Source organism: Streptomyces sp. NPDC015139, assembly GCF_043079785.1.
Taxonomy (GTDB): domain Bacteria; phylum Actinomycetota; class Actinomycetes; order Streptomycetales; family Streptomycetaceae; genus Streptomyces; species Streptomyces albidocamelliae.
This window is the reverse complement of record NZ_JBIBUW010000005.1, coordinates 276,325-302,439: the sequence shown is the minus strand read 5'-3', so window position 1 is coordinate 302,439 and position 26,115 is coordinate 276,325. Positions and strand designations below refer to the sequence as shown.

Below are 26,115 nucleotides of genomic sequence, written 5' to 3'. Positions count from 1 at the left end.
GCGTGAAGCCTTCTTGACAAGTGTTGAATTGTGCGACGGCCCGCTCCTATGAGCGAATTCCCTGGGTGCCGGCCAGGAGTTCGGGGAAGAGGTCACCAGATCGCAACCTCCCGGACCTGTTGCCGCACGTCATGCCCAGGTCAGAATCTACGCGCGTTGTCGACCGTTCGCCGAGGAGCCGAGAGATGCCGTTGAACCGCCGGAAGTTCCTGAAGAAGTCCGCCGCCACCGGAGCGGGAGTGGCGATCGCCGGTGCGGCGGCGGCTCCTGCGGCCGAGGCGACCGAGCGGACGAAGCCCGGTCACCCGGCGAAGCGGTACTCCCTGACCGTGATGGGCACGACCGACCTGCACGGCCACGTCTTCAACTGGGACTACTTCAAGAACGCGGAGTACTCCGACAAGGCCGGCAACGCCACGGGCCTGTCCCGGATCTCCACCCTGGTCGACCAGGTGCGCGCCGAGAAGGGCCACTGCAACACGCTGCTGCTGGACGCCGGTGACACCATCCAGGGCACCCCGCTGACGTACTACTACGCCAAGGTCGACCCGATCACCGCCAAGGGCGGCCCCGTGCACCCGATGGCGCAGGCCATGAACGCGATCGGGTACGACGCCGCCGCGCTCGGCAACCACGAGTTCAACTACGGCATCGAGACCCTGCGCCGGTTCGAGGAGCAGCTCGACTTCCCGCTGCTCGGCGCCAACGCGGTCGACGCCAAGACGCTCAAGCCGGCCTTCCCGCCGTACTTCGTCAAGACGTTCCACGTGCCGGGCGCCAAGCCGGTCAAGGTCGCCGTCCTCGGCCTGACCAACCCGGGCATCGCCATCTGGGACAAGGCCTACGTCCAGGGCAAGCTGAAGTTCGAGGGCCTGGAGGAGCAGGCCGCGAAGTGGGTGCCGAAGCTGAAGGCGCTCGGCGCGGACGTGGTCGTGGTCTCCGCGCACTCGGGCACCTCGGGCACGTCGTCGTACGGCGACCAGGTGCCGTACGTGGAGAACGCGGCCGCCAACGTGGCCAAGCAGGTGCCGGGCATCGACGCGATCCTGGTCGGCCACGCGCACCTGGAGATCCCCGAGCTGAAGGTCGTCAACGAGAAGACCGGCCGGACCGTCGTGCTGTCCGAGCCGCTGTGCTACGCCGAGCGGCTCACCCTCTTCGACATCGAGCTGGTGTTCAGCAAGGGCCGGTGGGAGGTCGAGTCGGTCTCCGCGTCGCTGCGCAACTCCAACTCGGTCGCCGACGACCCGAAGATCACCAAGCTGCTCACCGACGAGCACGCCAAGGTCGTCGCGTACGTGAACCAGGTCGTGGGCCGGGCGACCGAGACGCTGACCACGGTCGACGCCCGCTACAAGGACGCCCCGATCATCGACCTGATCACCAAGGTCCAGGAGGATGTGGTCAAGGCCGCGCTCAAGGGCACCGAGTACGCCTCGCTGCCGGTGATCGCCCAGGCCTCGCCGTTCTCCCGTACCTCGGAGATCCCCGCGGGCGACGTGACCATCCGGGACCTGTCGAGCCTGTACGTGTACGACAACACGCTGGTGGCGAAGCTGATGACGGGCGCCCAGGTGCGCGCGTACCTGGAGTACTCCGCGGAGTACTACGTCCAGACCGCCGCCGACGCCGCCGTCGACGTGGAGAAGCTGACCAACGCCGGGGGCCGTCCGGACTACAACTACGACTACGTCTCGGGACTGGCGTACGACATCGACGTCGCCCGGCCGGCCGGTTCGCGGATCAAGAACCTGACCTTCGGCGGGGCGGCGCTGGACGACGCCCAGCAGTTCGTGCTCGCGGTGAACAACTACCGGGCCAACGGCGGCGGCGCCTTCCCGCATGTCGCCACGGCCAAGGAGCTGTGGTCGGAGTCGACGGAGATCCGTACCCGGATCGCGGAGTGGGTCACCGCCAAGGGTGTGCTGGACCCGAAGGACTTCGCCTCGGTGGACTGGAAGCTGACGCGCGACGGCACGCCGATGTTCTAGCGTCTCCTCGCTGACGGGCCGACGGCGTCGGCGCTCGCCTGCGCGAGCGCCGGCGCCGTTTGCGTGCCGCGCACCGCCCGCACGGGCGGTCAGCCGTCGACGAGCGGGGTCAGCTGCCGTACCGGGCGGGCCTTCGGCACGCGGGCGCGGGCGTCGTCGAGGCCGAAGCTGGTGAAGGCCGTCCGGGTGGGCAGCGGGTACGTCTCCTTGCCGGTGAGCGTGTTGAGGATGGTGGCACTGCGCCAGGCGGCGAGGCCGAGGTCGGGGGCGCCGACGCCGTGGGTGTGCAGCTCGGCGTTCTGCACGTGGATCGATCCGGTCACCGAGGGGTCGAGGACGAGCCGGAACTCCTCGTCGATGCGCGGGCGTTCGCTGCCGTCCCGGCGCATGTAGGGGTCGAGTCCGGCGAGGATGCGGTCGAGGGAGCGCTCGCGGTAGCCGGTGGCGAGGACGACCGCGTCGGTGGTGAGCCGGGAGCGGCTGCCCTGCTGGAGGTGCTCCAGGTGGAGTTCGACCTTCGTGGTCGCGATCCGGCCAGCCGTGCGGACCTGGACGCCGGGGGTGAGGACGGTGTCGGGCCAGCCCCCGTCGAGGGTGCGCCGGTACAGCTCGTCGTGGATGGCGGCGAGGGTGCCCGCGTCGATGCCCTTGTGCAGCTGCCACTGGGCGGCCACCAGACGGTCGCGGACCGGCTCGGCGAGGGCGTGGAAGTAGCGGGTGTAGTCGGGTGTGAAGTGCTCCAGGCCGAGTTTGGAGTACTCCATCGGCGCGAACGCCTCGCTGCGGCCGATCCAGTGCAGTTTCTCGCGGCCGGGCGCGCGGTGCCGCAGCAGGTCGAGGAAGATCTCGGCGCCGGACTGTCCGGAGCCGACGACGGTGACGTGGCCGGCGGCGAGGACGGTGTCGCGGTGGGCGAGGTAGTCGGCCGCGTGGACGACGGGCACGCCGGGCGCGTCCACCAGGGGCTTGAGCGGGTCGGGCACGTGCGGGACGGTGCCGACGCCGAGGACGATGTTGCGGGTGTGGGTGCGGCCGAGGGCCTCGGCCTCGCCGTCGGCGTCGAGCTGGGTGAAGTCGACCTCGAACACGTCCCGTTCGGGGTTCCAGCGGACGGCGTCGACCTGGTGGCCGAAGCGCAGCCCGGGGAGGCTCTGTGCGACCCAGCGACAGTAGGCGTCGTACTCGGCGCGCTGGATGTGGAAGTGCTCGGCGAAGTAGAAGGGGAAGAGCCGCTCGCGGTTCCTGAGGTAGTTCAGGAAGCTCCAGGGGCTGGTGGGGTCGGCGAGCGTCACCAGGTCGGCGAGGAAGGGCACCTGGATGGTGGCGCCGTCGATGAGCAGGCCGGGGTGCCAGTCGAAGCCGGGGCGCTGTTCGTAGAAGACGGCGTCGAGTTCGGCGAGCGGGTGGGCGAGGGCGGCGAGGGAGAGGTTGCACGGGCCGATGCCGATGCCGACCAGGTCGCGGGGGGATGTGGGTTCGTGGCGCGCGGGGGTGGTCATCCGGTGGTCGTTCTTTCTGCGAGTTCGAGGAGCTGGGCCAGTTCGTCCGGCCCGGTGTGGGGGTTGAGGAGGGTGGCCTTGAGCCAGAGGCGGCCGCCGAGGCGGGCACGGCCGAGGACCGCCCGGCCCTCCTCCAGCAGCCCGCGGCGTACGGCGGCCACGGTGTCGTCGTCGGCGCCGGCGGGCCGGAACAGGACGGTGCTGATCACGGGCCGGCCGTACAGCTCGAAGCCGGGGTGCGTGTGGACGAGGGCCGCGAACTCGCGGGCGCGGGCGCACACCTGGTCGACCAGGGCGCCCAGTCCGCTGCGGCCCAGGGTCTTCAGGGTGACGGCGATCTTGAGGATGTCGGGGCGGCGGGTGGTGCGCAGTGAGCGGTCGAGCAGGTCGGGGTATCCGGCCTCGGTGTCGTCGTCGGCGTTGAGGTAGTCGGCGCGCTGGTGGAGGGCGGCGAGTTCGCGGGGGCGGGCGACGGCGAGGAGGCCGGCGGCGACCGGCTGCCAGCCGAGTTTGTGCAGGTCGAGGGTGACGGTGTGGGCGGCTTCGAGTCCGGCGAGCTTGTCACGGTGCCGGTCGCTGAAGAGGAGGCCTCCGCCGTAGGCGGCGTCGACGTGCAGGCGGGCACCGTGGGCGGTGCACAGCCCGGCGATCTCGGGGAGCGGGTCGATGAGGCCGGCGTCGGTGGTGCCGGCGGTGGCGGCGACCAGGAGGGGCCCGGTGAGCCCGGTGAGGACGTGGTGCAGCGCGGCCGGGTCGAGGATGCCGTCCGGCGCCGGGACGACGACCGGGTCGGGCAGGCCGAGCAGCCAGGCGGCGCGCGGCAGCGAGTGGTGGGCGCCCGCTCCGCAGACCAGTCGCAGGCCGCTGCCGTGCGCCTCGCGGGCGAGGAGCAGGGCGAGCTGGTTGGACTCGGTGCCGCCGGTGGTGACGAGGGCGTCGGCGAGGCCGGCGGTGTGGGCGAGGGCGCGGGTGACCGCGGCTTCCAGGGCGGAGGCGGCCGGGGCCTGGTCCCAGGAGTCCAGGGAGGGGTTCAGGGCGCTCACGGCGAGGTCTGCGGCGGTGGCCACGGCCAGCGGCGGGCAGTGCAGATGGGCGGCGCACAGCGGGTCGGCGGGGTCGGCGGCGCCCGCGGCGAGCGCGTGCACGAGGGCGCGCAGGGCGTCGGGGTCGCCGTCGTCCGGGAGGACGTCCCCGAGGGTGTCGGCGAGGCGGGCGGCGACGGCCTCCGGTCCGCCGGCGGGCAGTGGTCCGCCGCGCGCCCGGCCGCCGGCCGCGAGCGCGTCGAGGACGGTGTCGAGGAGCGGCCGCAGGGCGTCGGGGCCGTCGGGTCCCGAGGCGAGGGGCGGCGCCGTGCTCATGGGTTTCCTCCGGGGCGCGGGAACGGGGTGCGGAGGCTTCGGCACGGACGTTTCCGTACGCGGTTTCCAGCTTGTACGGGAAGGGTGCCCCGCGTCCCGAAAGCCCGGGGATCAGTACCCGAAAGTGGGTACTGCCGTGCGAGGAAAACGTGTGGGGGAGGTGGCACCGCGCGCTAACGTCGGTCGGATGGTTGACGCGTGGATGATCGACGTGCCCGGTGAGCGGGTGCTGGTGCGCGAACTCGGCCCGGCGGACGAGGGGCCGCTGCTCACCCTGTTCGAGGAGTGCGAGGACTGGTTCGTGGCGGCGACGGGGCTGCCGTCGGGGCCGGGTGACGTGCAGAGCCTGTTCTACGCGCTGCCGGAGGGCGCGGACCCCGAGGACAAGGTGCTGCTGGTGCTGGAGCGGGACGGGGTGGTCGCGGGCGTGGTGGACGCCGTGCGGAACCATCCGGAGCCGGGTGCCGTGGCGGTGGGCCTGTTCCTGCTGGCGCCGTGGGCGCGGGGGCGCGGCCTCGGCCGGGCGCTGGCCGCTTCCCTGCTGGCCCTGGCGGGGGGCGGCACGGTGGTGACGGCCACGGTGCCGCCCGGCTGGGCCCCCGGTGAACGCTTCCTGCGGCGGCTCGGGTTCACCCTGGACGCCGTTCCGGCGGCACGGCCGGATCCGGCCGGCCGGCGCCCGGGCCCGCGCGGGGCGGGCGTACGGCGGGCGGTTCTGCGGCCCGCCGGGGCCGAGGCCGCGGGCGGGCCGGGTGAGGGGGCGCGGCTGTGAGCCGCGGGCGGGCCGGGAGCGGCCGCGCCCGCCGCCTCGCCGTTACGCCTCCTGGTCCGTCTTCCCCTCGCCCTTCCCCTTCTTGGCCTTCTCGCTCTTGTCGCTCTTGTCGCTCTTCTTGGCCTTGTCGCGCTTCTCGGGGGTGCCGGCCGTCGCCGGGGTCTCGGCCCCCTCGTCGCCCGGGCCCCGTCCGTCGCGCACCCGGAGGGCGCGGGACAGGTCGTCGAGGCGGTCGGCGAGGGTGCGGCGCAGGGCCGGGGTGAGGCCGGCGTCGAGCAGGCAGGCCTCACCCAGGCGGACATGGTCGGCGTCGACGGCGTGGGCCGGGAAGGCGAAGCGGCCGGCGGCGACGGCGATGGCGGGGCCGCGGCGGGCGGCGACGGGGACCGCGGCCTCGTAGAAGCGCGGCACGTACTCCCGTACCAGCTCGGCCTGTTCGGGCTTCCAGAAGCCCTGGGCGGTGGCCGTGAACAGGTAGTTGGACAGGTCGTCGCCGGTGAACATCGCCTCCCAGGCGGCGCGCTTGGCCTCCGGGTCGGGCAGGGCGGCGCGGCAGCGGGCGGCGCCCTCCTGGCCGGTGGCGCTCGGGTCGCGGTCCAGCTCGGCGGCGATGGCCGCCTCGTCGGTGGCGCCGAGCACGGCGAGCCGGGCGAGGACGCGCCAGCGCAGGTCGGGGTCGAGTTCCGGTCCGCCGGGCACCGTGCCGTCGGCGAGCCAGGCGGCGATGGTGTCGGGGTGGGCGGCCACGTCGATCAGGTGCCGTACGGCGATCAGGCGCAGACCGGGGTTGTCGCCGTCCTCGGTGCGCCGCAGCAGGTCGCGGCAGAGGGAGGTGAGCGTGGCCAGCGCGGCCGGGCGGTCCTCGGGTGCCAGGTACTGGTCGGCGATCTGCCCGGAGGCGAAGCCGAGGACGCCCTGGACGAGGGCCAGGTCGGTCTCGTGCGGGAGATGGGCGCGGGCCGTCTCCAGGTAGGCGGCGGGCGGGAGTTCGCCGTCGCGTACGGCGTCGCGCAGGGCGTTCCAGGCGATCGCGCGGGTGAGCGGGTCGGGCAGGCCGGACAGCCCGGTGCGCAGCGCGTCGAAGGAATGGTCGTCGAAGCGGACCTTGGCGTAGGTGAGGTCGCCGTCGTTGAGCAGGAGCAGCGCGGGACGCTTACCGATGGGCTGCGGGGCGGCCTGGGGGACGTCGAGGTCCAGGCGTTCGCGGAGCACGAGGCGGCCCTCGTCGGCGAGGTCGTGGTCGTAGAGGCCGGCGGTGAGGCGGTGCGGGCGGCTGCCGGCGCGGTCGACGGCCAGCGTGCAGGTGCCGTCGGCGGCGGCGATGACGGGCGTGAGCGTGTCGACGCCGGTGGTGCGCAGCCAGCTGTCGGCCCAGGCGTGGACGTCGCGGTCGGTGGCCGAGGCGAGGGAGTCGATGAAGTCGGCGAGGGTGGCGTTGCCGAACTTGTGCCGGGCGAAGTGGGTGTTGATGCCGGCGAGGAAGTCCTTCTCGCCGAGCCAGGCGGCGAGCTGGCGCAGCGCGGAGGCGCCCTTGGCGTAGGAGATGCCGTCGAAGTTGAGGAGCGCGGAGGCGGTGTCGTCGACGGCCTCGGGGGCCACCGGGTGGGTGGTGGGCCGCTGGTCGGCGTCGTAGCCCCAGGGCTTGCGGGTGACGCCGAACTCGGTCCAGGGGCCGGTGAACCGGGTGGCCTCGGCGGTGGTCTGGTAGCCCATGTACTCGGCGAAGGACTCGTTCAGCCAGATGTCGTCCCACCACTTGAGGGTGACGAGGTCGCCGAACCACATGTGGGCCATCTCGTGGGCGATGACCATGGCGCGGGTCTGCCGCTCGGTGTCGGTGACGGCCGAGCGGTAGACGAAGTCGTCGCGGAAGGTGACCAGTCCCGGGTTCTCCATGGCGCCGGCGTTGAACTCGGGGACGAACGCCTGGTCGTAGGAGTCGAAGGGGTAGGGCTCCTCGAACTTCTCGTGGTAGCGGTCGAAGCACGCGCGCGTGACGTCGAGGATTTCGTCGGCGTCGGCGTCGAGGTGCGGTGCGAGGGAGCGGCGGCAGTGGAGGCCGAAGGGCAGTCCGCGGTGCTCGGAGTGGACCGAGTGCCAGGGGCCGGCGGCGACGGCGACGAGGTAGGTGGAGATCGTCGGGGTGGGCGCGGCCTGCCAGACGCCGTCGGCGCGCTGCTCGGTGACGCCGTTGGCGAGCACGGTCCAGCCCTCGGGTGCCTGCACGGCGACCTCGAAGACGGCCTTCAGGTCGGGCTGGTCGAAGGCGGCGAAGACCCGCTGGACGTCGTCCATGAACATCTGTGTGTAGACGTACGTCTCACCGTCGCTGGGGTCGGTGAAGCGGTGCATGCCCTCGCCGGTGCGGGAGTAGCGCATGACCGCGTCGACGCGCAGTTCGTGCGCGCCCGCGGTGAGGCCGGTCAGCGGAAGCCGTCCGTCGTGCAGCGAGTCCGGGTCGAGGGGCTGCCCGTCCAGCGTGACGTCGCGCAGCTCGGCGGGCTTGAGCTCGACGAACGTGTCCCCGTCGGACCGCGTGGTGAAGCGGATCACGGTGCGGGAGCCGAAGGTGTCCTCACCGGTGGTGAGATCCAGTTCGACGGTGTAGCGGTGGACGTCGAGGAACTGTGCTCGGAGCTGCGCCTCATCGCGCGTGAGTACGGACATGCAGGCCATGCTGCCTGATGGGACCGGCAACGCACAGGGGCGGGCCGGTACACGGCTTTTGTCCGACCCGTGCCCCTCGCGGATCAGCGGCCGTGGGTGTCCTCGGCGATGCGCTCGTGGTGCCGGATCACCTCGGCGATGATGAAGTTCAGGAACTTCTCGGCGAACGCGGGGTCGAGTTTGGCGTTCTCGGCGAGGCGGCGCAGCCGCTCGATCTGCCGGGCCTCGCGCGCCGGGTCGGCGGGCGGCAGCTGGTGCACGGCCTTGAGCCTGCCGACCTGCTGGGTGGCCTTGAAACGCTCGGCGAGCATGTGGACGACGGCCGCGTCGATGTTGTCGATGCTGTCGCGCAGCCGTGCCAGTTCCTGGCGGACCTCGGGGTCCACGTCACCGGTGCCGGTGTTGCTGGTGGTCATGGGCGTCCACCCTATGCGTTCGCCGGATCATCCCCGGGGAGTGTCCGGAGAGTGGATCATCGGGGGATCGCCGGGGTCGGGGACGCGGTCGCTCCAGCCGCCGGGGACGCTGCGGCCCTGCTGGGCGCGGAAGCGGACGGGGGCGAGGCCGACGCGGCGGGTGAACAGCCGGGAGAAGTAGGCGGGGTCGTCGTAGCCCACGCGGCGGGCGACGGCGGCGACGGAGAGTTCGGTGGCGGCGAGGAGTTCCTTGGCGCGTCCGAGGCGGATGCCGAGGAGGTAGTCCTTGGGGCTGCATCCGGCGGCCCGGCGGACCGCGCCGCGCAGTTCGGCGGTGGTCATGCCGTGCCGGGCGGCGTGGCCGGCGACGGTGAGGGGCATGCAGGCGTCGCGGGCCAGCGCCTCCAGTACCTGGTCGCCGTCGGGGGCGAGGTCCGCGCGGGCGCGGCGCAGGGCGACGAGCAGCTCGTGCACGGCCGCGCCGGTCTCCACCTCCAGCAGGGGGTTGCCGCGCCGGGCGGCGCGGGCGATGCGGGCGACGACCCGGCGGGGTCCGGAGGCGTCGGAGAGCGGGACGACGGGCCGCTCGGGCTCGATGTAGCCCAGTTCGGTGTACGTGGGGGTGGCGGGTCCGGCGAAGTCGACGAAGCCCTCGTCCCAGCCGGTGTCCGGATCGGGGGCGTAGTGGTGGGGCACGCCCGGGGTGAGCCAGAGCAGGGCGGGCGCGGTGACGGTGGTGCGGCGGCCGTCGGCGCCCCGGTACCAGCCGCCGCCGGAGCTGATCACGACGGCCACGTGGTGGTCGAGGGTGCGCGGGCCGACGGTGGGCAGCGGGCCGTGCTGGAGGCCGACGCCGAGGCAGACCAGTCCGAGCCGGTGGTGGGCGGGGCCGGGGCTGAAGAACCGCATCCAGGTCTGGTACATCGATGCTCCTCCCGGCGTCGGCGGCGGTGGATCTCCGTCCCGGCGGATTTTTGTCCAAGCAGCGCCGATCTTCGTCCATGGCGCCGAGCGCCGCCAGGGCCGAGGCTGGGGCGCGTGGGCGAGGTGGGGGCGGGAGCGGACGCATGAGCGCATTCACGGTGGGGGAATCGGACTTCCTGCTGGACGGGCGGCCGGTGCGGCTGCTGTCGGGGGCGCTGCACTACTTCCGGGTGCACGAGGGGCAGTGGCGGCACCGGCTGGCGATGCTGCGGGCGATGGGCCTGAACTGCGTGGAGACGTACGTGCCGTGGAACCTGCACGAGCCAGCTCCGGGGCGTCACCGGGACGTGGGGGCGGTCGGCCGGTTCCTGGACGCGGTGCGGGAGGCGGGCCTGTGGGCGATCGTGCGGCCGGGGCCGTACATCTGCGCCGAGTGGGAGAACGGCGGGCTGCCGGCGTGGGTGACGGGTGAGCTCGGCGCACGCGCGCGTACCCGTGACGAACGTTTCCTCCGGCACGTCCGGAGCTGGTTCCAGCGGCTGCTGCCCGAGATCGTCCCCCGGCAGGTGGACCGTGGCGGCCCGGTGCTGATGGTGCAGGTGGAGAACGAGTACGGCAGCTACGGCAGCGACGCCGGCTACCTGGCGGAGCTGGCCGCGCTGCTGCGCGCCGAGGGTGTCACGGCCCCGCTGTTCACCTCGGACGGCCCGGAGGACCACATGCTGACCGGCGGCTCGCTGCCCGGTGTGCTCGCCACGGTGAACTTCGGCTCCCACGCGCGCGAGGCCTTCGCGACGCTGCGCCGTCACCGGCCGGCGGGCCCGCTGATGTGCATGGAGTTCTGGTGCGGCTGGTTCGACCACTGGGCCGGCGAGCAGGTGGTGCGGGACCCCGGGGAGGCCGCGGGGGCCCTGCGGGAGATCCTGGAGTGCGGGGCGTCGGTGAACCTCTACATGGCGCACGGCGGGACGAGCTTCGGCGGCTGGGCGGGGGCCAACCGCGGCGGGGACCTGCACGAGGGCCCGCTGGAGCCGGACGTGACGTCGTACGACTACGACGCCCCCGTGGACGAGTACGGCCGGCCCACGGAGAAGTTCCGGCGCTTCAGGGAGGTGCTGGCCGCGTACGCCGACGCCCCGCTGCCCGGACCTCCGCCGCGGCCGGCTCCCCTGGGCGCACCGGCCGAGGCCGCGCTCACCGGCTGGGCGGGTCTGGACGGCGTACTGGAGGCGCTGGGCGGCGCGGAGACCGTGACGCCGGTGCCGCCCTCCTTCGAGGATCTCGGGATCACCCGGGGGCTCGTCCGGTACGCGGTGGACGTGCCGGGGCCGCGGCAGCCGTACCCGCTGACCGTGCGGGGCCTGCGGGACCTCGCCACGGTGTACGTCGACGGCGAGTGGGCCGGGGTGCTCACGGAGGAGGAGCCGCGGCTTCAGGAGCCGGTGGCGGGCCCCGCGCGCGTGGAGCTGTGGGTGGAGTCCCTGGGCCGGGTGAACTACGGGCCGCGCTCGGGTGAGCCCAAGGGCATCACCGGGGGTGTCCTGCACGAGCGGCAGTACCTGCACGGGACACGCGCGCGCGGGCTGGATCTCGACGCCTTCGCCGACGGGGTCGGACGGGTGGCCTTCGGTCCCGTGCCCGAGGCGGGTGCCGGCGCGGCGGGGCTGTACCGGGGCACGGTCACCGTCCGCGGGGCGGGGGACGCCCGGCTCGAACTGCCGGGCTGGACGCGCGGCTTCGCCTGGATCAACGGCTTCGGCCTGGGCCGCTACTGGTCGGTCGGTCCGCAGCGGTCCCTGTACGTCCCCGGGCCGGTGCTGCGCGAGGGCGAGAACGAGGTGTGGCTGCTGGAGCTCCAGCGGACCGGCCAGGAACGGCCGGCGCCCCACCTGCTGCCCGTGTGACCGGCCGGGCGCCGCCCTTACAGTGGAGTCCGGGCGTCTTTGGGGGTGCGGACGTGGCGAACGGCGGACCGGTCCAGCACGGCTACCCGCACCTGGAGACGGTGCGGGCCGCGATCACGGCGCTCTACCGGCGGCTGTCCCGGGACAGCGTCCAGACGTTCTCGACCAGCGTGGCCCCCGCCGACGTGGCCTTCTGCGACACCGACGACCTGCACCTGGGGGCGCAGCGCGTCGCCCACGAGATGGTGCGGCACTTCCGGCTGCCGGACGCCCGGCTGGTCGTCTGCTTCCGGGAGATGACCCATGCGGCGAACGTCGAACTGACGGCGGGGCCCGAGTACTTCGTCGAGCTGAACGACCGCTTCCGCACCCATCGCAGGGACATCGGCGCGGCGCTCGCCCACGAGGTGGCCCACGTCTACCTGCACCGCCTGGACCTGTCGTTCCCCACCACGGCCGAGAACGAGATCCTCACGGACACGGTGACGGCCTACCTCGGCGCGGGCTGGCTGCTGCTGGACGCCTTCCGGGAGGACGGGGTCTCCTCGCAGAAGCTGGGCTACCTCACCCCGGAGGAGTTCGGTTACGTCCTGGCCAAGCGGGCGCTGCTCTTCGACGAGGACCCCTCGGTGTGGTTCACCAGCCCGCAGGCCTACACCGCCTACGGCGAGGGCATGGCCCTGGCCCGCCGGGACGAGCAGCAGCCGCCGCTGACCGCGGCGGGCTGGGCGGGCCGACGCCGCTACGCCCACGACCGCCGGCACACCTCGGGGGTCCGGCCGACGGCGCCCTACGCCTTCGCCCCCGACCCCGCCGGACAGCTCCGTGTGTCGTTCCCGTGCCCGACCTGCCACCAGCGGATCAGGGTGCCGGTACGGGGGCGGGTCCGCGCGCGGTGCGGGCTGTGCCGGACGGTGCTGGAGTGCGACACGTAGGCCGGCCGGTCCTCGTTAGCCTGGGCTCATGACGAAGCGGGACGGGGCGGAGCGCGCGGAGGTTCTGCGGCGGCTCGTGGAGGTGGGGCGGGCCCACGGCGCGGTGACGGTGATGTTGCACTCGGCCCTCGCCGCGCGGCGGGGACTGAACGCGACGGAGGTGCGGACCCTCGACCACCTGCGGCGCGAGGGCCCGCTGACCGCCAAGGACCTGGCCGGGCTGACCGGTCTCGCCCCCGCCTCCGTCACCGGTCTGCTCGACCGCCTGGAGGCCAAGGGCTTCGTCCGGCGGGTCAAGCACCCGACGGACAGGCGCCGGGTGGTCGTCGAGCTGAACGAGGAGGAGCCCGCCGGGCCGGCCAGTTTCCTCGACGACTGGGCGCGGGAGGTCGCCGAGGCCTGCGCGGAGTTCGACACCGGCGAACTGGAGACCGTGATCCGGTTCCTGTCGGTCATGGACGAACGCCAGCGCGCGGCGGCGGCCCGGCTGACCGCGCCGCCTTCGTGACGGACCACTCCTGACCGGCCACCCCTGACCGGCCGATCGCGCCACCCGCACGGCCGACCGCGCCCTTCATGGGCCGCCGGCTTTGCCGCTAGGCCCCGTAGACCGCCCCGGGCGGTTTTGCGGCCGACAGCAGTTCGCGTGCCAGCTCCCCCGCCCCGGCCGGTGTCCACCGCGCCCCCTTGTCGGCGGTGGGGCCGGGCCGCCAGCCCTCCATGACGGTGATCCGGCCGCCCTCCGCCTCGAACACCCGGCCGGTGACACCGGCGCTCGCGGCCGAGCCGAGCCAGACCACGAGCGGGGAGACGTTCTCCGGCGCCATGGCGTCGAAACCGTCGGCCGGCGCCGCCATGGCCGCGGCGAAGGTGCGTTCCGTCATCCGGGTGCGGGCGGCCGGGGCGACGGCGTTGACCTGCACGCCGTAGCGGGCCAGTTCGGCCGCCGCGACGAGGGTGAGGCCCACGATCCCGGCCTTGGCCGCGCTGTAGTTCGCCTGGCCGACCGAGCCCAGCAGGCCGGCCCCGCTGCTGGTGTGCACCACCCGGGCCGCCGGAGTGCGCCCCGCCCTGGCCTCGGCCCGCCAGTGGACGGCGGCGTGCTTCAGGGACAGGAAGTGGCCCTTGAGATGGACGCGGATCACCGCGTCCCAGTCGTCCTCGTCGAGGTTGACCAGCATCCGGTCGCGCAGGAATCCGGCGTTGCCGACGAGGGTGTCGAGCCGGCCGTACGTCTCCACGGCGGTCCGGATCAGGGACTCGGCACCCGCGCCGGTGGCGATGTCGCCGCCGTGCGCGACCGCCTCACCGCCCGCGGCCCGGATCTCCTCGACCACCCGGGCCGCGGGGCCGTCCGGTCCGGGGCGGCCGTCGAGACCGACACCGAGATCGTTGACGACGACCCGCGCCCCCTCGGCCGCGAAGGCCAGCGCATGGGCGCGGCCGAGCCCGCGGCCCGCTCCGGTGACCACGACGACCCGCCCGTCGCAGATCCCGCCCGTCCCGGCCGATTCGTCATCGTCCATCTCAGCCCTCCAGGGGTGTGGTCGAGGCATCCGTCGCGGGGTGTCCGGCGGCCTCGCCGGCCGCTTCCCGGCCGTCCGGCCGCTCGGTCGTACCGACGGCCGCCGCGTCCAGGAACGCGGGCCGTTCGCCGCCTCCGTGGACCTGAAGGCTCGCCCCGCTGATGTACGCGGCCGCGTCGGAGGCGAGGAAGACCGCGGCGGCGCCCACGTCGGCGGGGGCGGCCAGCCGGCCCAGCGGAACGGTGCGGGAGACGGCGGCGAGACCGTCGGGGCCGCCGTAGTGGAGATGGGCCAGTTCGGTGCGGACCATCCCGACCACGAGCGTGTTGACGCGGACCTCCGGCGCCCACTCCACGGCCATCGAGGCGGCCAGCCCGGCGAGGCCCGCCTTGGCCGCGCCGTAGGCGGCCGTACCCGGCGAGGGGCGCGCTCCGCTGACGCTGCCGACCATCACGACCGAGCCGCGGCTGCGGCGCAGGTGCTCGTAGGCGGCGAGGGACGCGGTCAGCGGGGTGATCAGGTTCAGCTCGACGATGCGCGCGTGCCGTTCGGCGAGCGCGACGGCGTCGGCACCGGGCTCGATCAGCGGCCGGTACGGCGTTCCGCCGGCGTTGTTGACGAGCACGTCGAGGCGGGGCAGCGCGGCGAAGAAGGCGCGGACGGCGGGCGGATCGCGCAGGTCCAGCGCGGTGAACCCGACACCTTCCAGGGGCTCTTCGGGGGGTCTGCGGGCACAGGCCAGGACCCTGGCCCCGGCTTCGGCGAAGGCCCGCGCGATCCCGGCGCCGACGCCCCGGGTGCCGCCGGTGACGACGACGGTACGGCCGTGCAGCGAGCTGTCCACAGGGTGCGCCGCCGAGTTGTCCACAGGCTCTCCCGCTCGTCTTCGCCGACTGCTAGCTTCGAAGCCTCACACCTAACAAATGTTTGGTGGAAAGGCGTTGAGTGCGAAGGTAGCTGATGCGTCCATGGGTGTCTCCACCTCGTCCCCGGAAAAGGGGATTTCGCTCGTCACGGTCGACTTCCCGCCGGTGAACGCGCTGCCGGTGGCCGGCTGGTTCGCGCTGGCCGAGGCCGTCCGCGCGGCGGGCCGCGATCCGGGGGTCCGGTGCGTCGTGCTGGCCGCCGAGGGGCGCGGCTTCAACGCGGGCGTGGACATCAAGGAGATACAGACGGCCGGCCGCCGGGCGCTGATCGGCGCCAACCAGGGGTGCGCCGAGGCCTTCGCCGCGGTCTACGAGTGCGAGACACCGGTGATCGCGGCGGTGCAGGGCTTCTGCCTGGGCGGCGGGATAGGCCTGGTGGGCAACGCGGACGCGATCGTGGCGAGCGAGGACGCCACCTTCGGCCTGCCGGAGCTGGACCGGGGCGCGCTGGGCGCCGCGACCCATCTGGCCCGGCTGGTCCCGCAGCACCTGATGCGGGCGCTGTACTTCACCGGGCGCAGAGCGACCGCCGCCGAGCTGCACGGGCACGGTTCCGTCTGGCGTGTGGTGCCGCGCGCGGACCTGCCGTCGGCGGCACTGGAGCTGGCCGGGGAGATCGCCGCCAAGGACGGGCGGTTGCTGCGCATGGCCAAGTCGGCCATCAACGGCATCGATCCGGTCGACGTGCGCCGCAGCTACCGCTTCGAACAGGGCTTCACCTTCGAGGCCAATCTCAGCGGGCTGGCCGACCACATCCGCGACACGTTCGGGAAGGAGGGCGCGTAGATGGGCGACAAGACGATGACCGCGGACGAGGTGGTCGCACGACTGGAGAGCGGCATGACGCTCGGCATCGGCGGCTGGGGGTCGCGCCGCAAGCCGATGGCCCTCGTCCGTGCGCTGCTGCGGTCCGGGATCAGGGACCTGACGGTCGTCTCGTACGGCGGCCCGGACGTCGGCATGCTGGCCGCGGCCGGCCGGATCGGCCACCTGGTCACGGCCTTCGTCACGCTGGACACGATCCCGCTGGAGCCGCACTACCGGGCGGCACGCGAGGGCGACGGCCTCCGGCTCACGGAGGTGGACGAGGGGATGTTCCTGTCGGGCCTCCGAGCGGCGGCACAGCGGCTGCCCTTCCTGCCGGTGCGGGCCGGGGTCGGCTCGGACGTGATGCGGGTCAACCCGCGGCTGCGGACGGTCACCTCGCCTTACGAGGACGGGGAGACGTTCGTGGCCATGCCCGCCCTGCGGCTGGACGCGGCCCTGGTGCACGTCGACCGCGCCGACCGGCTGGGCAACGGCCAGTGCCTCGGCCCGGACCCGTACTTCGACGACCTGTTCTGCGAGGCGGCGGACGCGGCCTACGTCTCCTGCGAACGGATCGTGGACACCGCCGAGCTGACCAAGGAGGCGGCTCCGCACTCGCTGCTCCTCAAGCGGCTCGCGGTGACCGGCGTGGTGGAGGCACCCGACGGCGCGCACTTCACCTCCTGCGCGCCGGAGTACGGGCGGGACGAGGAGTTCCAGCGGTACTACGCGTCCACGCCGTGGCCGGAGTTCGCCGGGCGGTTCCTCGGCCGGGACGAGGACGCGTACCGGACCGCGGTGCACGAGTGGCGCGAGGAGCAGGGGCGATGAGCGTCACCCGGGCCGAGTACTGCGTGATCGCCTGCGCCGAGGCGTGGCGGGGCGCCGGCGAGATCCTGGCGAGCCCGATGGGCCTGATCCCCTCGCTGGGGGCCCGGCTGGCGCGGCTCACCTTCGCACCCGATCTGCTGCTGACCGACGGCGAGGCGCTGCTGGTCCGCCCGGACGGCACACCCGAGGGCTGGCTGCCCTACCAGCAGCACCTGACCCTGGTGGCGGGCGGGCGCCGGCACGTGATGATGGGCGCGAGCCAGATCGACCGGTACGGCAACCAGAACATCTCCTGCGTCGGCGACTTCGAGCACCCCCGCCGGCAGCTCCTCGGGGTGCGCGGGGCGTCGCTCAACACGCTCAACAACCCGACGAGTTACTGGGTCCCCCGGCATTCGCGCCGGGTGTTCGTGGAGCGCGTGGACATGGTGTGCGGGGTGGGGTACGACCGGGCGGCGGAGCTCGGCGCCACGGCCCGCTTCCACCGTGTCGTCCGGGTCGTCTCCGATCTCGGGGTCTTCGACTTCTCGACACCGGACCGCTCGATGCGGCTCGCCTCGCTGCATCCCGGGGTGAGCCCGGAGCAGGTGCGGGAGGCCACGGGCTTCCCGCTCGCGGTGCCGGAGCGCGTGCCGTTCACCCGGGAGCCCGGGGCCGAGGAGCTGCGGCTGATCCGTGAGGTGCTGGATCCGGCCGGGGACCGGGCACGCGAGGTGCCGGAGGGGGCGAGGGACTGATGGAGACCGCGCTCACCCGGCTGGTCGGGGTCCGCCATCCGATCGTGCAGACCGGGATGGGGTGGGTGGCCGGGCCCAGGCTGGTCTCGGCGGCGGCGAACGCGGGTGCCCTGGGCATCCTGGCCTCCGCGACGATGACGCTCGACCAGCTGCGCGAGGCCGTACGGGAGGTGAGGTCGCGGACCGGGGCGCCGTTCGGGGTGAACCTCCGGGCCGACGCGGGCGACGCGGCCGACCGGGTGCGGATCATGCTGGAGGAGGGCGTCCGGGTGGCCTCCTTCGCCCTCGCCCCCTCACGTGAGCTGATCACCGCGCTCAAGGAGGCCGGGGTGGTGGTCGTCCCGTCCGTCGGGGCGCGGCGGCACGCCGAGAAGGTGGCCGCGTGGGGCGCGGACGCGGTGATCGTGCAGGGCGGCGAGGGCGGCGGGCACACCGGTGAGGTGGCGACGAGCGTGCTGCTGCCGCAGGTGGTGGACGCGGTGCGGATACCGGTCGTGGCGGCGGGCGGTTTCTTCGACGGGCGGGGGCTGGTGGCGGCGCTGGCGTACGGGGCGGCCGGGGTCGCGATGGGCACGCGGTTCCTGCTCACCTCCGACTCGACGGTGCCGGACGCGGTGAAGGCGAGGTATCTGGCGGCGACGGTGCGGGACGTCACGGTGACGCGCGCGGTGGACGGGCTGCCGCACCGGATGCTGCGCACGGAGCTGGTGGACGCGCTGGAGCGGTCGGGCCGGGCGCGTGCCTTCGCCCGGGCGCTTAGGGAGGCGGCGGGTTACCGGCGGCTGTCGGGGCTGAGCTGGCGGCAGCTGGTCCGTGACGGGCTCGCGCTGAGACACGGCAAGGAGTTGTCCTGGGGCCAGGTGCTGCTGGCCGCGAACACGCCGATGCTGCTCAGGTCGGCGATGGTCGAGGGGCGTACGGACCTCGGAGTGATGGCGGCCGGCCAGGTGGCCGGGGTGATCGACGATCTGCCGTCGTGCGCGGAGCTGGTGGACGGGATGATGGCGCAGGCCGGGGAGATCATCGGTGCGCTCCGGACGGGAGGTGCTTCGACGCGCGCGTGAGCCGAGGCGCCCGGGGCGGCTCCCCCGCCGGGGGGCGCGGACCGTGGGCGGCGTTCGGCTGGCGGGGGCCGGGTTCAGAGCCGTTCGATGATCGTCACGTTGGCCTGGCCGCCGCCCTCGCACATGGTCTGGAGGCCGTAGCGGCCGCCGGTGCGCTCCAGTTCGTGCAGCAGCGTCGTCATCAGGCGGACGCCGGTCGCGCCGAGGGGGTGGCCGAGGGCGATCGCGCCGCCGTTGACGTTGACCCTTCCGGGGTCGGCGCCGGTCTCCTTCAGCCAGGCGAGGACGACCGGCGCGAAGGCCTCGTTGATCTCCACCAGGTCGATGGCGTCGATGGTCAGTCCGGTCCTGCGCAGCGCGTGTGCGGTGGCCGGGATGGGGGCGGACAGCATGCGGACGGGGTCCTCGCCGCGTACGGAGAGGTGGTGGACGCGGGCGCGCGGGCGCAGCCCGTGGTCGCGTACCGCCCGTTCGGAGGCGAGCAGCAGGGCGGCGGCACCGTCGGAGACCTGGGAGGAGCAGGCGGCGGTGATGGTGCCGCCGTCGACGACGGGCTTCAGCCCTGCCATCTTCTCCAGGGAGGTGTCCCGGCGCGGCCCCTCGTCGACCGTGACGGAGCCGTGGGGGACGATCTCGCGTGCGAAGCGGCCGGTGTCGATCGCCCGGATCGCCCGCAGGTGCGAGCGCAGGGCGAACTCCTCCTGCTCCTCGCGGCTGATGTGCCACCGGGCGGCGATCATCTCGGCGCCGGTGAACTGGTTGACGGGCTGGTCGCCGTAGCGGGATCGCCAGCCGGCGCTGCCGTGGAAGGGGCCCTCGGTCAGCCCGAGCGGGGCGGCGGCCTGCCGGGAGGCGAAGGCGATGGGGACCTGGGTCATGTTCTGCACGCCGCCCGCGACGACCAGGTCCTGGGTGCCGGACAGCACGGCCTGCGCGGCGAAGTGCACGGCCTGCTGGGAGGAGCCGCACTGCCGGTCGACGGTCACGCCCGGCACCTCCTCCGGCAGCCCGGCGGCGAGCCAGCAGGTGCGGGCGATGTCCCCGGCCTGCGGTCCGACCGCGTCCAGACAGCCGAAGACCACGTCCTCCACGGCGGCCGGGTCGATGCCGGTCCGCTCCATCAGCGCGGTGAGCACATGCGCGCCCAGGTCGGCCGGGTGCACCCCGCCGAGCCCTCCCCCGCGCCGCCCGACGGGCGTGCGGACCGCTTCGACTATGTAGGCCTCGGCCATGGCGACTCCCCTGCCTGGAAGGGACATTGGGTGGGCTCTATCCGCTCTGCTCGTCGCGTACGGCGATCCCGTCGAGCACCATCGACAGGTACTGGCGGGCGATCTCCTCGGGGCTGTGCTGTCCCCCGGGCCGGTACCAGGAGGCGGCGACCCACACGGTGTCCCGCACGAAGCGGTAGGTGAGCCGCACGTCGAGGTCGGCGCGGAAGACTCCTTCGGCGACGCCGCGTTCCAGCGTGCTGAGCCAGGCCGTCTCGAACCGGCGCTGTGACTCGGCGAGGAACGCGAACCGGTCCTGGGCGGTGAGCTGCCTGCTCTCCTTCTGGTAGATGGCGACGGCGGCCCGGTGCCGGTCGATCTCCCGGAAGGACTCGGTGACCAGCGCCTCCAGCGTCCGGCGGGGCCCGAGTCCGGAGGCGAGGACGGTGTCGTAGCCGTCCCACAGCTCGTCGAGGAAGGTCCGCAGGATCTCCTCGAGCATCGACTCCTTGGAGTCGAAGTGGTAGTAGAGGCTGCCCGCGAGCATCCCCGCGTGGTCGGCGATCCTGCGGACGGTGGTGGCGTTGTAGCCGTGCTCGGCGAACACCTCGGCGGCGGTGGTGAGGAGTTCGCCGCGCCGGGCGGCCGCGGCGGTCACCTGGGGCTTCTTCTTGGTCGGCACGCCCCCATTGTGGTCTGCCCGGGTCATCACGCGTGCCGGCTGCTGACGGAGACGACCTCGCCGGTCATGTAGGAGGAGTAGCCGGAGGCGAGGAACACGATCACGTTGGCCACCTCCCAGGGCTCCGCGTACCGCCCGAAGGCCTCGCGGGCGGTGAGTTCCGCCAGCAGTTCGGCGGAGGTGACCTTCACCAGGTGCGGGTGCATGGCGAGGCTCGGGGCGACCGCGTTGACCCGCACGCCGTACGCGGCCGCCTCGACGGCCGCGCAGCGGGTCAGGGCCATCACCCCGGCCTTGGCGGCGGCGTAGTGCGCCTGCCCGGCCTGGGCGCGCCAGCCGACGACGGAGGCGTTGTTGACGATCACCCCGCCGCCGGTCTCCCGCATGGCGCGCAGGGCCGCCCGGGTGCAGCGGAAGGTGCCGTTCAGGGTGACGTCGAGGACGCGGGTCCACTGCTCGTCGGTCATGTCGGCGAGCTCCGCGGTGCCGCCGAGTCCGGCGTTGTTGACGACGACGTCCAGCCGGCCGTGCTCGGCCGCGGCCGCGTCGAAGAGGGCCCGCACCTGTGCCTCGTCGGTGACGTCGCACGGTACGGCGCTCACCGCGCCCGGGAACTCGCGGCCCAGCTCGGCCTCGTACTCCTTCAGCCGGCGCGTGTGGGCGTCGCTGATGAGGACCCGTGCGCCCTCCTCCAGGAACCGGCGCGCGGTCGCGCCGCCGATGCCGGCACCGGCCGCCGCGGTGACGACGGCGGTGCGCCCCCGCAGCAGTCCGTGCCCGGGTACGTAGGCCGGGCTCTCGACGCCTGTCATGGGGCCACGCTAACCTACCAAACACTTGTTAGGGAAGGTTGGTGACGGCGACCGTGGACCTGACCCACTCCGAGGACGACGAGAAGTTCCGCGCCGAGGCCCGGGCCTGGCTGGAGGCGCACGTGCCGCGCACACCGCTGCCGTCCCTGGAGACGGCGGAGGGCTTCGCGGCGCACCGCGCCTGGGAGGCCGAGCTGGCCGCGGACCGCTGGTCGGTGGTGTCCTGGCCGGAGAAGTACGGCGGCCGGGACGCCGGGCTGCTGCGCTGGCTGGTCTTCGAGGAGGAGTACTGGGCGGCGGGCGCGCCGGGCCGGGTCGGGCAGAACGGCGTCAGTCTGCTCGCGTCCACCCTCTTCGACCACGGCACGGAGGAACAACGCGCGCGCGTGCTGCCGCCGATGGCCTCCGGCGAGGTGGTCTGGGCGCAGGCCTGGTCGGAGCCGGAGGCGGGCTCGGACCTGGCCTCGCTCACCTCCCGGGCGGTGCGCGCCCCGGGCGGCTGGCGCCTGAGCGGGCAGAAGACCTGGTCCTCCCGGGCGGCCTTCGCCGACCGGGCCTTCGGGCTGTTCCGCAGCGATCCGGCGGCCGAGCGGCCGCACCAGGGGCTCACGTACCTGATGTTCGACCTGCGGGCCCCCGGCGTCACCGTCCGTCCGATCCGCCGCCTGGACGGGAAACCCGCCTTCGCGGAGCTGTTCCTGGACGAGGTGTTCGTGCCGGACGAGGACGTGATCGGCGAGCCCGGCCGGGGCTGGCGGATCGCGATGTCCACCGCGGGCGACGAACGCGGCCTGACCCTGCGCTCCCCCGGCCGGTTCCTCGCCGCCGCCGGCCGGCTGCTGGAGTTGTGGCGGGCCCAGGGCAGCCCCGGGCGGGCGCGGGCCGGGGTGGCGGACGCCGTGATCGGCGCCCGTGCCTATCAGCTGTTCACCTACGCGGCCGCCTCCCGCCTCCTGGACGGCGCCGCGCTCGGCCCGGAGTCCAGCATGAACAAGGTGTTCTGGTCCGAACTCGACCTCGCGCTGCACGAGACGGCACTCGATCTCCTCGGCGAGGAGGGCGAGCTGGCGGACACGGCGTGGGCGGAGGGGTACGTGTTCTCCCTCGCGGGCCCCATCTACGCCGGCACCAACGAGATCCAGCGGGACATCGTCGCCGAGCGCCTGCTCGGCCTGCCGAAGGGACGCCGCTGATGCGCTTCCTCCTCGACACCGAGCAGGGGGCCTTCGCCGACTCCCTGCGCGCGATGCTGACGGCCGCGGACACCGCGTCGGCGGTACGGGAGTGGAGCCGGGGCGAGCGCGCGGGCGGCCGTGCGCTGTGGCGCCGGTTCGCGGACGCGGGGGTGTTCGGGCTCGCGGTCCCCGAGGCGCGGGGCGGCTGGGGCCCGCGCCCGGTGGAACTCGCCGTGGCCTGCGTCGAGTCGGGCCGGCACACGCTGCCGGGACCACTGGCCGAGACGGTGGGCGCGGCCGTGCTGCTCGCCTCCCTGGACGACCCGGCACCGGCCGGCCGGTTCCTGCCCGGGCTGCTGTCGGGCGAGTCGATGGCGACCCTGGCGCCGGCCGGGTCGTACGCCCTGGACGCGGAGGCGGCCGCCGTCCGGCTGGCGGTGCACGGCGCCGGCGGCGCGGCCCGTCCCCCCGCCGGCCGCGGCACCGGCCTCGCCGAGGTCCGCCTCGCTCCCGCCCCCGCCGGCTCGCGTCCCTCGCTGGACCCCGCGCGCCGGCTGTCCCTCCTGCCGTCCGGCGGTGAGCTCCTCGCGAGCGGCCCCGGGGTCGGCCCGGCCGTGGAGCACGCGCTCACCTGGGCCCGGCTCGCCACCGCCGCCCAGGCCCTCGGCACCGGGCTCGCCCTGCTGGGCCGGACGGTCGCGCACGTCGGGCGGCGCACCCAGTTCGGCGTGCCCATCGGCTCGTTCCAGGCGGTCAAGCACCGCCTCGCCGACGCGAGGATCGCCCTGGAGTTCGCCCGGCCGCTGCTCTTCGGCGCGGCGACCACCCTGCGTCCCGCCGATGTGGCGGCCGCCAAACTGAAGGCCTGCGAGGCGGCGTACGGCACCGCCCGCGCGGCCCTCCAGCTGCACGGCGCGATCGGGTACACGGCCGAGGACGACCTGTCCCTGCTGCTGACCAGGGCCCGCGCCCTGCGCTCGGCGTGGGGCACACCCGAGGAGTGCCGGGACGCGGTCCTCGAGGGCGCGGCCGGCGCGGCGGCGGGCCCGGGCCGGTGACCGTTGGCTCAGGCCGGCGGCACGATGCCCGCGGCGCGTGCGGCCGCCAGCCACTGCGGGAACTCGCCGACGAGACGGTCGTACAGCTCGGAGTCCGACACCCGTCGCGGGTCGCGGCCCGCGTGGAAGAAGCCGGCGTTGTCCACGGGCCGCTTGCCGGGCACCGCCAGCTCGTCCAGCTTGCGCAGGAACTCGAACTGCCGGCTGCCCGGGTCGCCGAAGCCGACGAACTGCCAGAACAGCGGGAGCCTCGCCGCCTTGCACAGGTAGCGTTCGGCGGCGAGCTTGTTGATCGGGCCGCCGTCGGTCTGGAAGACGACCAGCGCGGGCGCGGTCGCGCCGCTGTCCAGGTAGTGGTCGATGACGGCGTCCATCGCCAGGTGGTAGCTGGTCTTGCCCATGTGCCCGAGTGAGGCCGCGATCCGCTCGACACGGCCCGCGTGGCCGTCGAGGGCGATGTCGGTGACGGCGTCGACGTCGGTCGAGAAGAACACCACGGGCACCCGGCCGTCGTCGTCCAGGTGCGCGGACAGGCCCAGCACCCGGTCGGCGAGCGCCTGCACACTGCCGTCCTGGTAGTACGGCCGCATGGAGCCCGAGTAGTCGACCACCAGGTACACGGCGGCCCGCAGCCCGTCCAGGCCGTGCTTGCGCAGCGACACCCCCGCCGACCGGTAGGCGCCCACCAGCGCGGGTGCCGTCTCCTCCACCTTGCGCAGACTGATCGCGGCCATGGTCCCCCCTCGCCGTACGGGCCGCCGAGCCTACGTGATCACGCGCCCCTGGTGTCCCCGCGGCCGCCACCGTTCGCTATTTTGTTCGCCGCCGTCCCCACCGGCTCGTTTCCTGCCCAGCCTTCCTCCAAGGAGCCGGTTGTGACCGCCGAGTCAGCCGTCACCACGTGCTATCGCCATCCCCGGGTGGAGTCCCACGTCCGCTGCACCCGCTGCGACCGCTACATCTGCCCGTCCTGCATGCGCGAGGCCGCGGTCGGCCACCAGTGCGTGGGGTGCGTGAAGGAGGGCGCGCGGACGGTACGGCAGGCGCGGACCGTGTTCGGCGGCCGGATCAGCGCCGTGCCGCTGGTGACGTACGTCCTGATCGGGCTCAACGTGCTCGCCTACCTGGCGGAGCTGGCGCGGCCCTCGGTGGTGGACCGGTTCGGCATGCTGGGCGCCGGGCTGCGCGACACGGACGGCGCGCACTACCTGTGGCAGTACCCGTACGGCTCGATGCACGCCGAGGGCCTCGTGGGTGGTGAGTGGGAGCGGCTGCTGACCGGCGCCTTCCTGCACATGCCGCCGGACGACGGCATCGGCGTGCTGCACATCGTGATGAACATGGCCTCGCTGTGGACCGTCGGCCGTGTCGTGGAGGCGCAGCTGGGCCGCGTCCGCTATCTCGCCCTCTACCTGCTGTCGGCGCTGGGCGGGTCGGTCCTCGTCCTGCTCGTCGACCCGGAGGCCCTGACGATCGGCGCGTCGGGCGCGATCTTCGGTCTCGGCGCCGCCTACTACGTGATGGGCCGCCGCCTCGGCTACGACATGCGGTCGGTCAACCAGCACATGGGCGGCCTGCTGCTCTGGCTGGTGCTGTCCGCGTGGGTGACGTCCTGGGAGGCGCACCTCGGCGGGCTGCTGGCCGGCGGCGCCGTGACACTGGCCTACGCGTACGCTCCCCGGGACGGGCGCCGCACCCTCGTCCAGACGGGCGCCTGCGTGGCCCTGCCGGCGTTGCTGCTCATCCTGGCGCTGGTGAAGGTATCGGATCTCACGGGAGGGGCCGGCGTATGAGACGAGCCGGAATCCTGCTGTTCGCGGCCGTACCGGTCGTCGTCACCGCGGCGGTGTACGCCGCCACCCCCGACGGGTCCGGCGACTCCGGGGGCACGCGCCTGTCCGCCGCCCGGCAGGCCCGCCAGGAGGCCAAGACGCGGGCCGAGACGGAGCGCGCCGAGGACGCGGAGGTCGTCGCCGACGCCCCGGCCGGTCTGGAGGCGCCCGCGAAGAAGGAGCTGGCGCAGCGGCTCGTGGCGAGTGCCGAGAACTCCACGCTCGACTGGCGAAGCGCCTACGGCTACATCGAGGACATCGGCGACGGGCAGGGCTACACCGCCGGCATCATCGGCTTCTGCACCGGCACCCACGACCTGCGGACCCTGGTCGAGCGCTACACCGAGGCCCACCCGCACAACGGGCTGGCGCGCTACCTGCCCGCCCTGCGCAAGGTCGACGGCACGCCCTCCCACAAGGGTCTGGAGCCGGGCTTCGTCCCGGCGTGGAAGCGGGAGGCGAAGGTCCCCGCGTTCCGCGACGCGCAGGAGAAGGAGCGCGACCGCGTCTACTTCGAGCCGGCCGTCCGGCTCGCCAAGCTCGACGGCCTGGGCACGCTGGGCCAGTTCGTCTACTTCGACGCGATGGTCTTCCACGGCCCCGGCACGGGCCCGAACAGCTTCTACGGGTTGCGCGAGCGCGCGCTCGCGGAGGCCGACAGCCCCTCCGAGGGCGGCAGCGAGAAGAACTACCTGGACATCTTCCTGGACGTGCGCCGCAAGGCCATGAAGGCGAGGAGGGCCACCATCGACACCTCCCGCATCGACACGGCCCAGCGGGAGTTCCTCTACGACGGCAACCTGGACCTGCGCACGCCGCTCCGGTGGAAGGTGTACGGGGAGTCGTACCGGGTGCCGTAGCCGCGAGGCTGCCGGACATGCGGCGGCGCCCGCCCAAGAGTCCGGTCGGGGACAGGTGGGCGGGCGCCGTCAGTGTTCCGTACGCCTTTGTACGGGACGTCTCGTGAGGGCTTGTCAGGCCCTCGGGC

Annotated in this window: 24 protein-coding genes; 13 read left to right on the top strand and 11 right to left on the bottom strand. The window is 73.7% G+C overall.

Going from position 1 to position 26,115, the window contains the following annotated elements; translation table 11 throughout:
* The first annotated feature begins 185 nt into the window (after positions 1 to 185).
* Positions 186 to 1,991, top strand: a complete 1,806-nt coding sequence (locus ACF08B_RS16295; RefSeq protein ID WP_392317938.1) for a bifunctional metallophosphatase/5'-nucleotidase — start codon at positions 186 to 188, stop codon at positions 1,989 to 1,991.
* Positions 1,992 to 2,080: 89 nt separating this feature from the next.
* Here ACF08B_RS16295 and ACF08B_RS16290 read toward each other — a convergent pair whose 3' ends face one another.
* Both ACF08B_RS16290 and ACF08B_RS16285 read right to left on the bottom strand, forming a co-directional pair.
* Positions 2,081 to 3,490, bottom strand: coding sequence for a lysine N(6)-hydroxylase/L-ornithine N(5)-oxygenase family protein (locus ACF08B_RS16290; protein ID WP_392317937.1), 1,410 nt, complete (start codon positions 3,488 to 3,490; stop codon positions 2,081 to 2,083).
* Positions 3,487 to 4,848: a pyridoxal phosphate-dependent decarboxylase family protein gene (locus tag ACF08B_RS16285; protein ID WP_392317936.1), complete on the bottom strand. Its 1,362-nt coding sequence runs from the start codon at positions 4,846 to 4,848 to the stop codon at positions 3,487 to 3,489. The genes ACF08B_RS16290 and ACF08B_RS16285 overlap by 4 nt, the downstream gene beginning before the upstream one ends.
* Before the next feature lie 187 nt (positions 4,849 to 5,035).
* Here ACF08B_RS16285 and ACF08B_RS16280 point away from each other — a divergent pair, with 187 nt between their 5' ends.
* Positions 5,036 to 5,620 carry a GNAT family N-acetyltransferase gene (locus tag ACF08B_RS16280; protein ID WP_392317935.1) on the top strand — a complete coding sequence of 195 codons (585 nt, stop codon included), beginning with the start codon at positions 5,036 to 5,038 and terminating at the stop codon, positions 5,618 to 5,620.
* A gap of 42 nt (positions 5,621 to 5,662) precedes the next feature.
* Here ACF08B_RS16280 and pepN read toward each other — a convergent pair whose 3' ends face one another.
* From pepN to ACF08B_RS16265, 3 genes are all read right to left on the bottom strand, one after another.
* Entirely contained in the window at positions 5,663 to 8,287 is a 2,625-nt protein-coding gene (pepN, locus tag ACF08B_RS16275) for an aminopeptidase N (protein WP_392317934.1), read from the bottom strand.
* A gap of 83 nt (positions 8,288 to 8,370) precedes the next feature.
* Positions 8,371 to 8,703 (bottom strand): chorismate mutase, encoded by a 333-nt coding sequence (locus ACF08B_RS16270; protein ID WP_079192473.1) that lies wholly within the window; start codon positions 8,701 to 8,703, stop codon positions 8,371 to 8,373.
* Between the two features lie 27 nt (positions 8,704 to 8,730).
* Entirely contained in the window at positions 8,731 to 9,627 is an 897-nt protein-coding gene (locus ACF08B_RS16265) for a helix-turn-helix domain-containing protein (protein WP_392317933.1), read from the bottom strand.
* 143 nt (positions 9,628 to 9,770) lie between these two features.
* Here ACF08B_RS16265 and ACF08B_RS16260 point away from each other — a divergent pair, with 143 nt between their 5' ends.
* From ACF08B_RS16260 to ACF08B_RS16250, 3 genes are read left to right on the top strand one after another with little or no spacing between them, the layout of a single operon-like run.
* On the top strand, positions 9,771 to 11,531 hold the full coding sequence (locus ACF08B_RS16260; RefSeq protein WP_392317932.1) for a beta-galactosidase family protein: 1,761 nt from the start codon (positions 9,771 to 9,773) through the stop codon (positions 11,529 to 11,531).
* Positions 11,532 to 11,584: 53 nt separating this feature from the next.
* Positions 11,585 to 12,466, top strand: coding sequence for a hypothetical protein (locus ACF08B_RS16255; protein ID WP_392317931.1), 882 nt, complete (start codon positions 11,585 to 11,587; stop codon positions 12,464 to 12,466).
* A gap of 28 nt (positions 12,467 to 12,494) precedes the next feature.
* A complete protein-coding gene (locus tag ACF08B_RS16250) occupies positions 12,495 to 12,974 on the top strand; it encodes a MarR family winged helix-turn-helix transcriptional regulator (RefSeq protein ID WP_392317930.1) in 480 nt (159 codons plus the stop codon).
* Between the two features lie 88 nt (positions 12,975 to 13,062).
* On the opposite strand, the gene ACF08B_RS16245 is transcribed toward ACF08B_RS16250, so the two are convergent.
* Positions 13,063 to 13,992: an SDR family oxidoreductase gene (locus ACF08B_RS16245; protein WP_392317929.1), complete on the bottom strand. Its 930-nt coding sequence runs from the start codon at positions 13,990 to 13,992 to the stop codon at positions 13,063 to 13,065.
* Between the two features lies 1 nt (position 13,993).
* Positions 13,994 to 14,860 (bottom strand): SDR family oxidoreductase, encoded by an 867-nt coding sequence (locus ACF08B_RS16240; protein ID WP_392317928.1) that lies wholly within the window; start codon positions 14,858 to 14,860, stop codon positions 13,994 to 13,996.
* Positions 14,861 to 14,960: 100 nt separating this feature from the next.
* Between ACF08B_RS16240 and ACF08B_RS16235 the strand changes: the two genes are divergently transcribed.
* Genes ACF08B_RS16235 through ACF08B_RS16220 form a run of 4 tightly spaced genes read left to right on the top strand, consistent with a single transcriptional unit; the run spans position 14,961 to position 18,357 of the window.
* On the top strand, positions 14,961 to 15,704 hold the full coding sequence (locus tag ACF08B_RS16235) for an enoyl-CoA hydratase family protein (RefSeq protein WP_392317927.1): 744 nt from the start codon (positions 14,961 to 14,963) through the stop codon (positions 15,702 to 15,704).
* On the top strand, positions 15,705 to 16,556 hold the full coding sequence (locus tag ACF08B_RS16230) for a CoA transferase subunit A (protein ID WP_392317926.1): 852 nt from the start codon (positions 15,705 to 15,707) through the stop codon (positions 16,554 to 16,556).
* A complete protein-coding gene (locus ACF08B_RS16225) occupies positions 16,553 to 17,293 on the top strand; it encodes a CoA-transferase subunit beta (protein WP_392317925.1) in 741 nt (246 codons plus the stop codon). Before ACF08B_RS16230 ends, ACF08B_RS16225 begins: the two co-directional genes overlap by 4 nt.
* Positions 17,293 to 18,357 carry an NAD(P)H-dependent flavin oxidoreductase gene (locus ACF08B_RS16220; protein ID WP_392317924.1) on the top strand — a complete coding sequence of 355 codons (1,065 nt, stop codon included), beginning with the start codon at positions 17,293 to 17,295 and terminating at the stop codon, positions 18,355 to 18,357. The genes ACF08B_RS16225 and ACF08B_RS16220 overlap by 1 nt, the downstream gene beginning before the upstream one ends.
* Before the next feature lie 74 nt (positions 18,358 to 18,431).
* On the opposite strand, the gene ACF08B_RS16215 is transcribed toward ACF08B_RS16220, so the two are convergent.
* From ACF08B_RS16215 to ACF08B_RS16205, 3 genes are read right to left on the bottom strand one after another with little or no spacing between them, the layout of a single operon-like run.
* Positions 18,432 to 19,589 (bottom strand): acetyl-CoA C-acetyltransferase, encoded by a 1,158-nt coding sequence (locus ACF08B_RS16215; protein WP_392317923.1) that lies wholly within the window; start codon positions 19,587 to 19,589, stop codon positions 18,432 to 18,434.
* 37 nt (positions 19,590 to 19,626) lie between these two features.
* A complete protein-coding gene (locus tag ACF08B_RS16210) occupies positions 19,627 to 20,250 on the bottom strand; it encodes a TetR/AcrR family transcriptional regulator (protein ID WP_392317922.1) in 624 nt (207 codons plus the stop codon).
* 26 nt (positions 20,251 to 20,276) lie between these two features.
* On the bottom strand, positions 20,277 to 21,062 hold the full coding sequence (locus tag ACF08B_RS16205) for an SDR family oxidoreductase (RefSeq protein ID WP_392317921.1): 786 nt from the start codon (positions 21,060 to 21,062) through the stop codon (positions 20,277 to 20,279).
* A gap of 53 nt (positions 21,063 to 21,115) precedes the next feature.
* On the opposite strand from ACF08B_RS16205, the gene ACF08B_RS16200 reads away from it, so the two are divergent.
* Positions 21,116 to 22,255, top strand: coding sequence for an acyl-CoA dehydrogenase family protein (locus ACF08B_RS16200; RefSeq protein ID WP_392318141.1), 1,140 nt, complete (start codon positions 21,116 to 21,118; stop codon positions 22,253 to 22,255).
* Positions 22,255 to 23,295, top strand: a complete 1,041-nt coding sequence (locus ACF08B_RS16195) for an acyl-CoA dehydrogenase family protein (protein WP_392317920.1) — start codon at positions 22,255 to 22,257, stop codon at positions 23,293 to 23,295. Before ACF08B_RS16200 ends, ACF08B_RS16195 begins: the two co-directional genes overlap by 1 nt.
* A gap of 8 nt (positions 23,296 to 23,303) precedes the next feature.
* Here the strand turns inward: ACF08B_RS16195 and ACF08B_RS16190 are convergent, their stop codons facing one another.
* Positions 23,304 to 24,029, bottom strand: a complete 726-nt coding sequence (locus ACF08B_RS16190; RefSeq protein WP_392317919.1) for a vWA domain-containing protein — start codon at positions 24,027 to 24,029, stop codon at positions 23,304 to 23,306.
* Positions 24,030 to 24,170: 141 nt separating this feature from the next.
* Here ACF08B_RS16190 and ACF08B_RS16185 point away from each other — a divergent pair, with 141 nt between their 5' ends.
* Together ACF08B_RS16185 and ACF08B_RS16180 are read left to right on the top strand one after the other, a co-directional pair.
* A complete protein-coding gene (locus ACF08B_RS16185; RefSeq protein ID WP_392317918.1) occupies positions 24,171 to 25,088 on the top strand; it encodes a rhomboid family intramembrane serine protease in 918 nt (305 codons plus the stop codon).
* Positions 25,085 to 25,987 (top strand): chitosanase, encoded by a 903-nt coding sequence (locus tag ACF08B_RS16180; protein WP_392317917.1) that lies wholly within the window; start codon positions 25,085 to 25,087, stop codon positions 25,985 to 25,987. The genes ACF08B_RS16185 and ACF08B_RS16180 overlap by 4 nt, the downstream gene beginning before the upstream one ends.
* The last annotated feature ends 128 nt before the right edge of the window (positions 25,988 to 26,115 follow it).

What these genes read in the sequence shown, in the direction of transcription:
- ACF08B_RS16295 (WP_392317938.1), top strand. Translation starts at nt 186, where the DNA reads ATGCCGTTGAACCGCCGGAAGTTCCTGAAGAAGTCCGCCGCCACCGGA.
- ACF08B_RS16290 (WP_392317937.1), bottom strand. Translation starts at nt 3,490, where the DNA reads ATGACCACCCCCGCGCGCCACGAACCCACATCCCCCCGCGACCTGGTC.
- ACF08B_RS16285 (WP_392317936.1), bottom strand. Translation starts at nt 4,848, where the DNA reads ATGAGCACGGCGCCGCCCCTCGCCTCGGGACCCGACGGCCCCGACGCC.
- ACF08B_RS16280 (WP_392317935.1), top strand. Translation starts at nt 5,036, where the DNA reads ATGGTTGACGCGTGGATGATCGACGTGCCCGGTGAGCGGGTGCTGGTG.
- pepN (WP_392317934.1), bottom strand. Translation starts at nt 8,287, where the DNA reads ATGTCCGTACTCACGCGCGATGAGGCGCAGCTCCGAGCACAGTTCCTC.
- ACF08B_RS16270 (WP_079192473.1), bottom strand. Translation starts at nt 8,703, where the DNA reads ATGACCACCAGCAACACCGGCACCGGTGACGTGGACCCCGAGGTCCGC.
- ACF08B_RS16265 (WP_392317933.1), bottom strand. Translation starts at nt 9,627, where the DNA reads ATGTACCAGACCTGGATGCGGTTCTTCAGCCCCGGCCCCGCCCACCAC.
- ACF08B_RS16260 (WP_392317932.1), top strand. Translation starts at nt 9,771, where the DNA reads ATGAGCGCATTCACGGTGGGGGAATCGGACTTCCTGCTGGACGGGCGG.
- ACF08B_RS16250 (WP_392317930.1), top strand. Translation starts at nt 12,495, where the DNA reads ATGACGAAGCGGGACGGGGCGGAGCGCGCGGAGGTTCTGCGGCGGCTC.
- ACF08B_RS16245 (WP_392317929.1), bottom strand. Translation starts at nt 13,992, where the DNA reads ATGGACGATGACGAATCGGCCGGGACGGGCGGGATCTGCGACGGGCGG.
- ACF08B_RS16235 (WP_392317927.1), top strand. Translation starts at nt 14,961, where the DNA reads ATGGGTGTCTCCACCTCGTCCCCGGAAAAGGGGATTTCGCTCGTCACG.
- ACF08B_RS16230 (WP_392317926.1), top strand. Translation starts at nt 15,705, where the DNA reads ATGGGCGACAAGACGATGACCGCGGACGAGGTGGTCGCACGACTGGAG.
- ACF08B_RS16225 (WP_392317925.1), top strand. Translation starts at nt 16,553, where the DNA reads ATGAGCGTCACCCGGGCCGAGTACTGCGTGATCGCCTGCGCCGAGGCG.
- ACF08B_RS16220 (WP_392317924.1), top strand. Translation starts at nt 17,293, where the DNA reads ATGGAGACCGCGCTCACCCGGCTGGTCGGGGTCCGCCATCCGATCGTG.
- ACF08B_RS16215 (WP_392317923.1), bottom strand. Translation starts at nt 19,589, where the DNA reads ATGGCCGAGGCCTACATAGTCGAAGCGGTCCGCACGCCCGTCGGGCGG.
- ACF08B_RS16205 (WP_392317921.1), bottom strand. Translation starts at nt 21,062, where the DNA reads ATGACAGGCGTCGAGAGCCCGGCCTACGTACCCGGGCACGGACTGCTG.
- ACF08B_RS16195 (WP_392317920.1), top strand. Translation starts at nt 22,255, where the DNA reads ATGCGCTTCCTCCTCGACACCGAGCAGGGGGCCTTCGCCGACTCCCTG.
- ACF08B_RS16190 (WP_392317919.1), bottom strand. Translation starts at nt 24,029, where the DNA reads ATGGCCGCGATCAGTCTGCGCAAGGTGGAGGAGACGGCACCCGCGCTG.
- ACF08B_RS16180 (WP_392317917.1), top strand. Translation starts at nt 25,085, where the DNA reads ATGAGACGAGCCGGAATCCTGCTGTTCGCGGCCGTACCGGTCGTCGTC.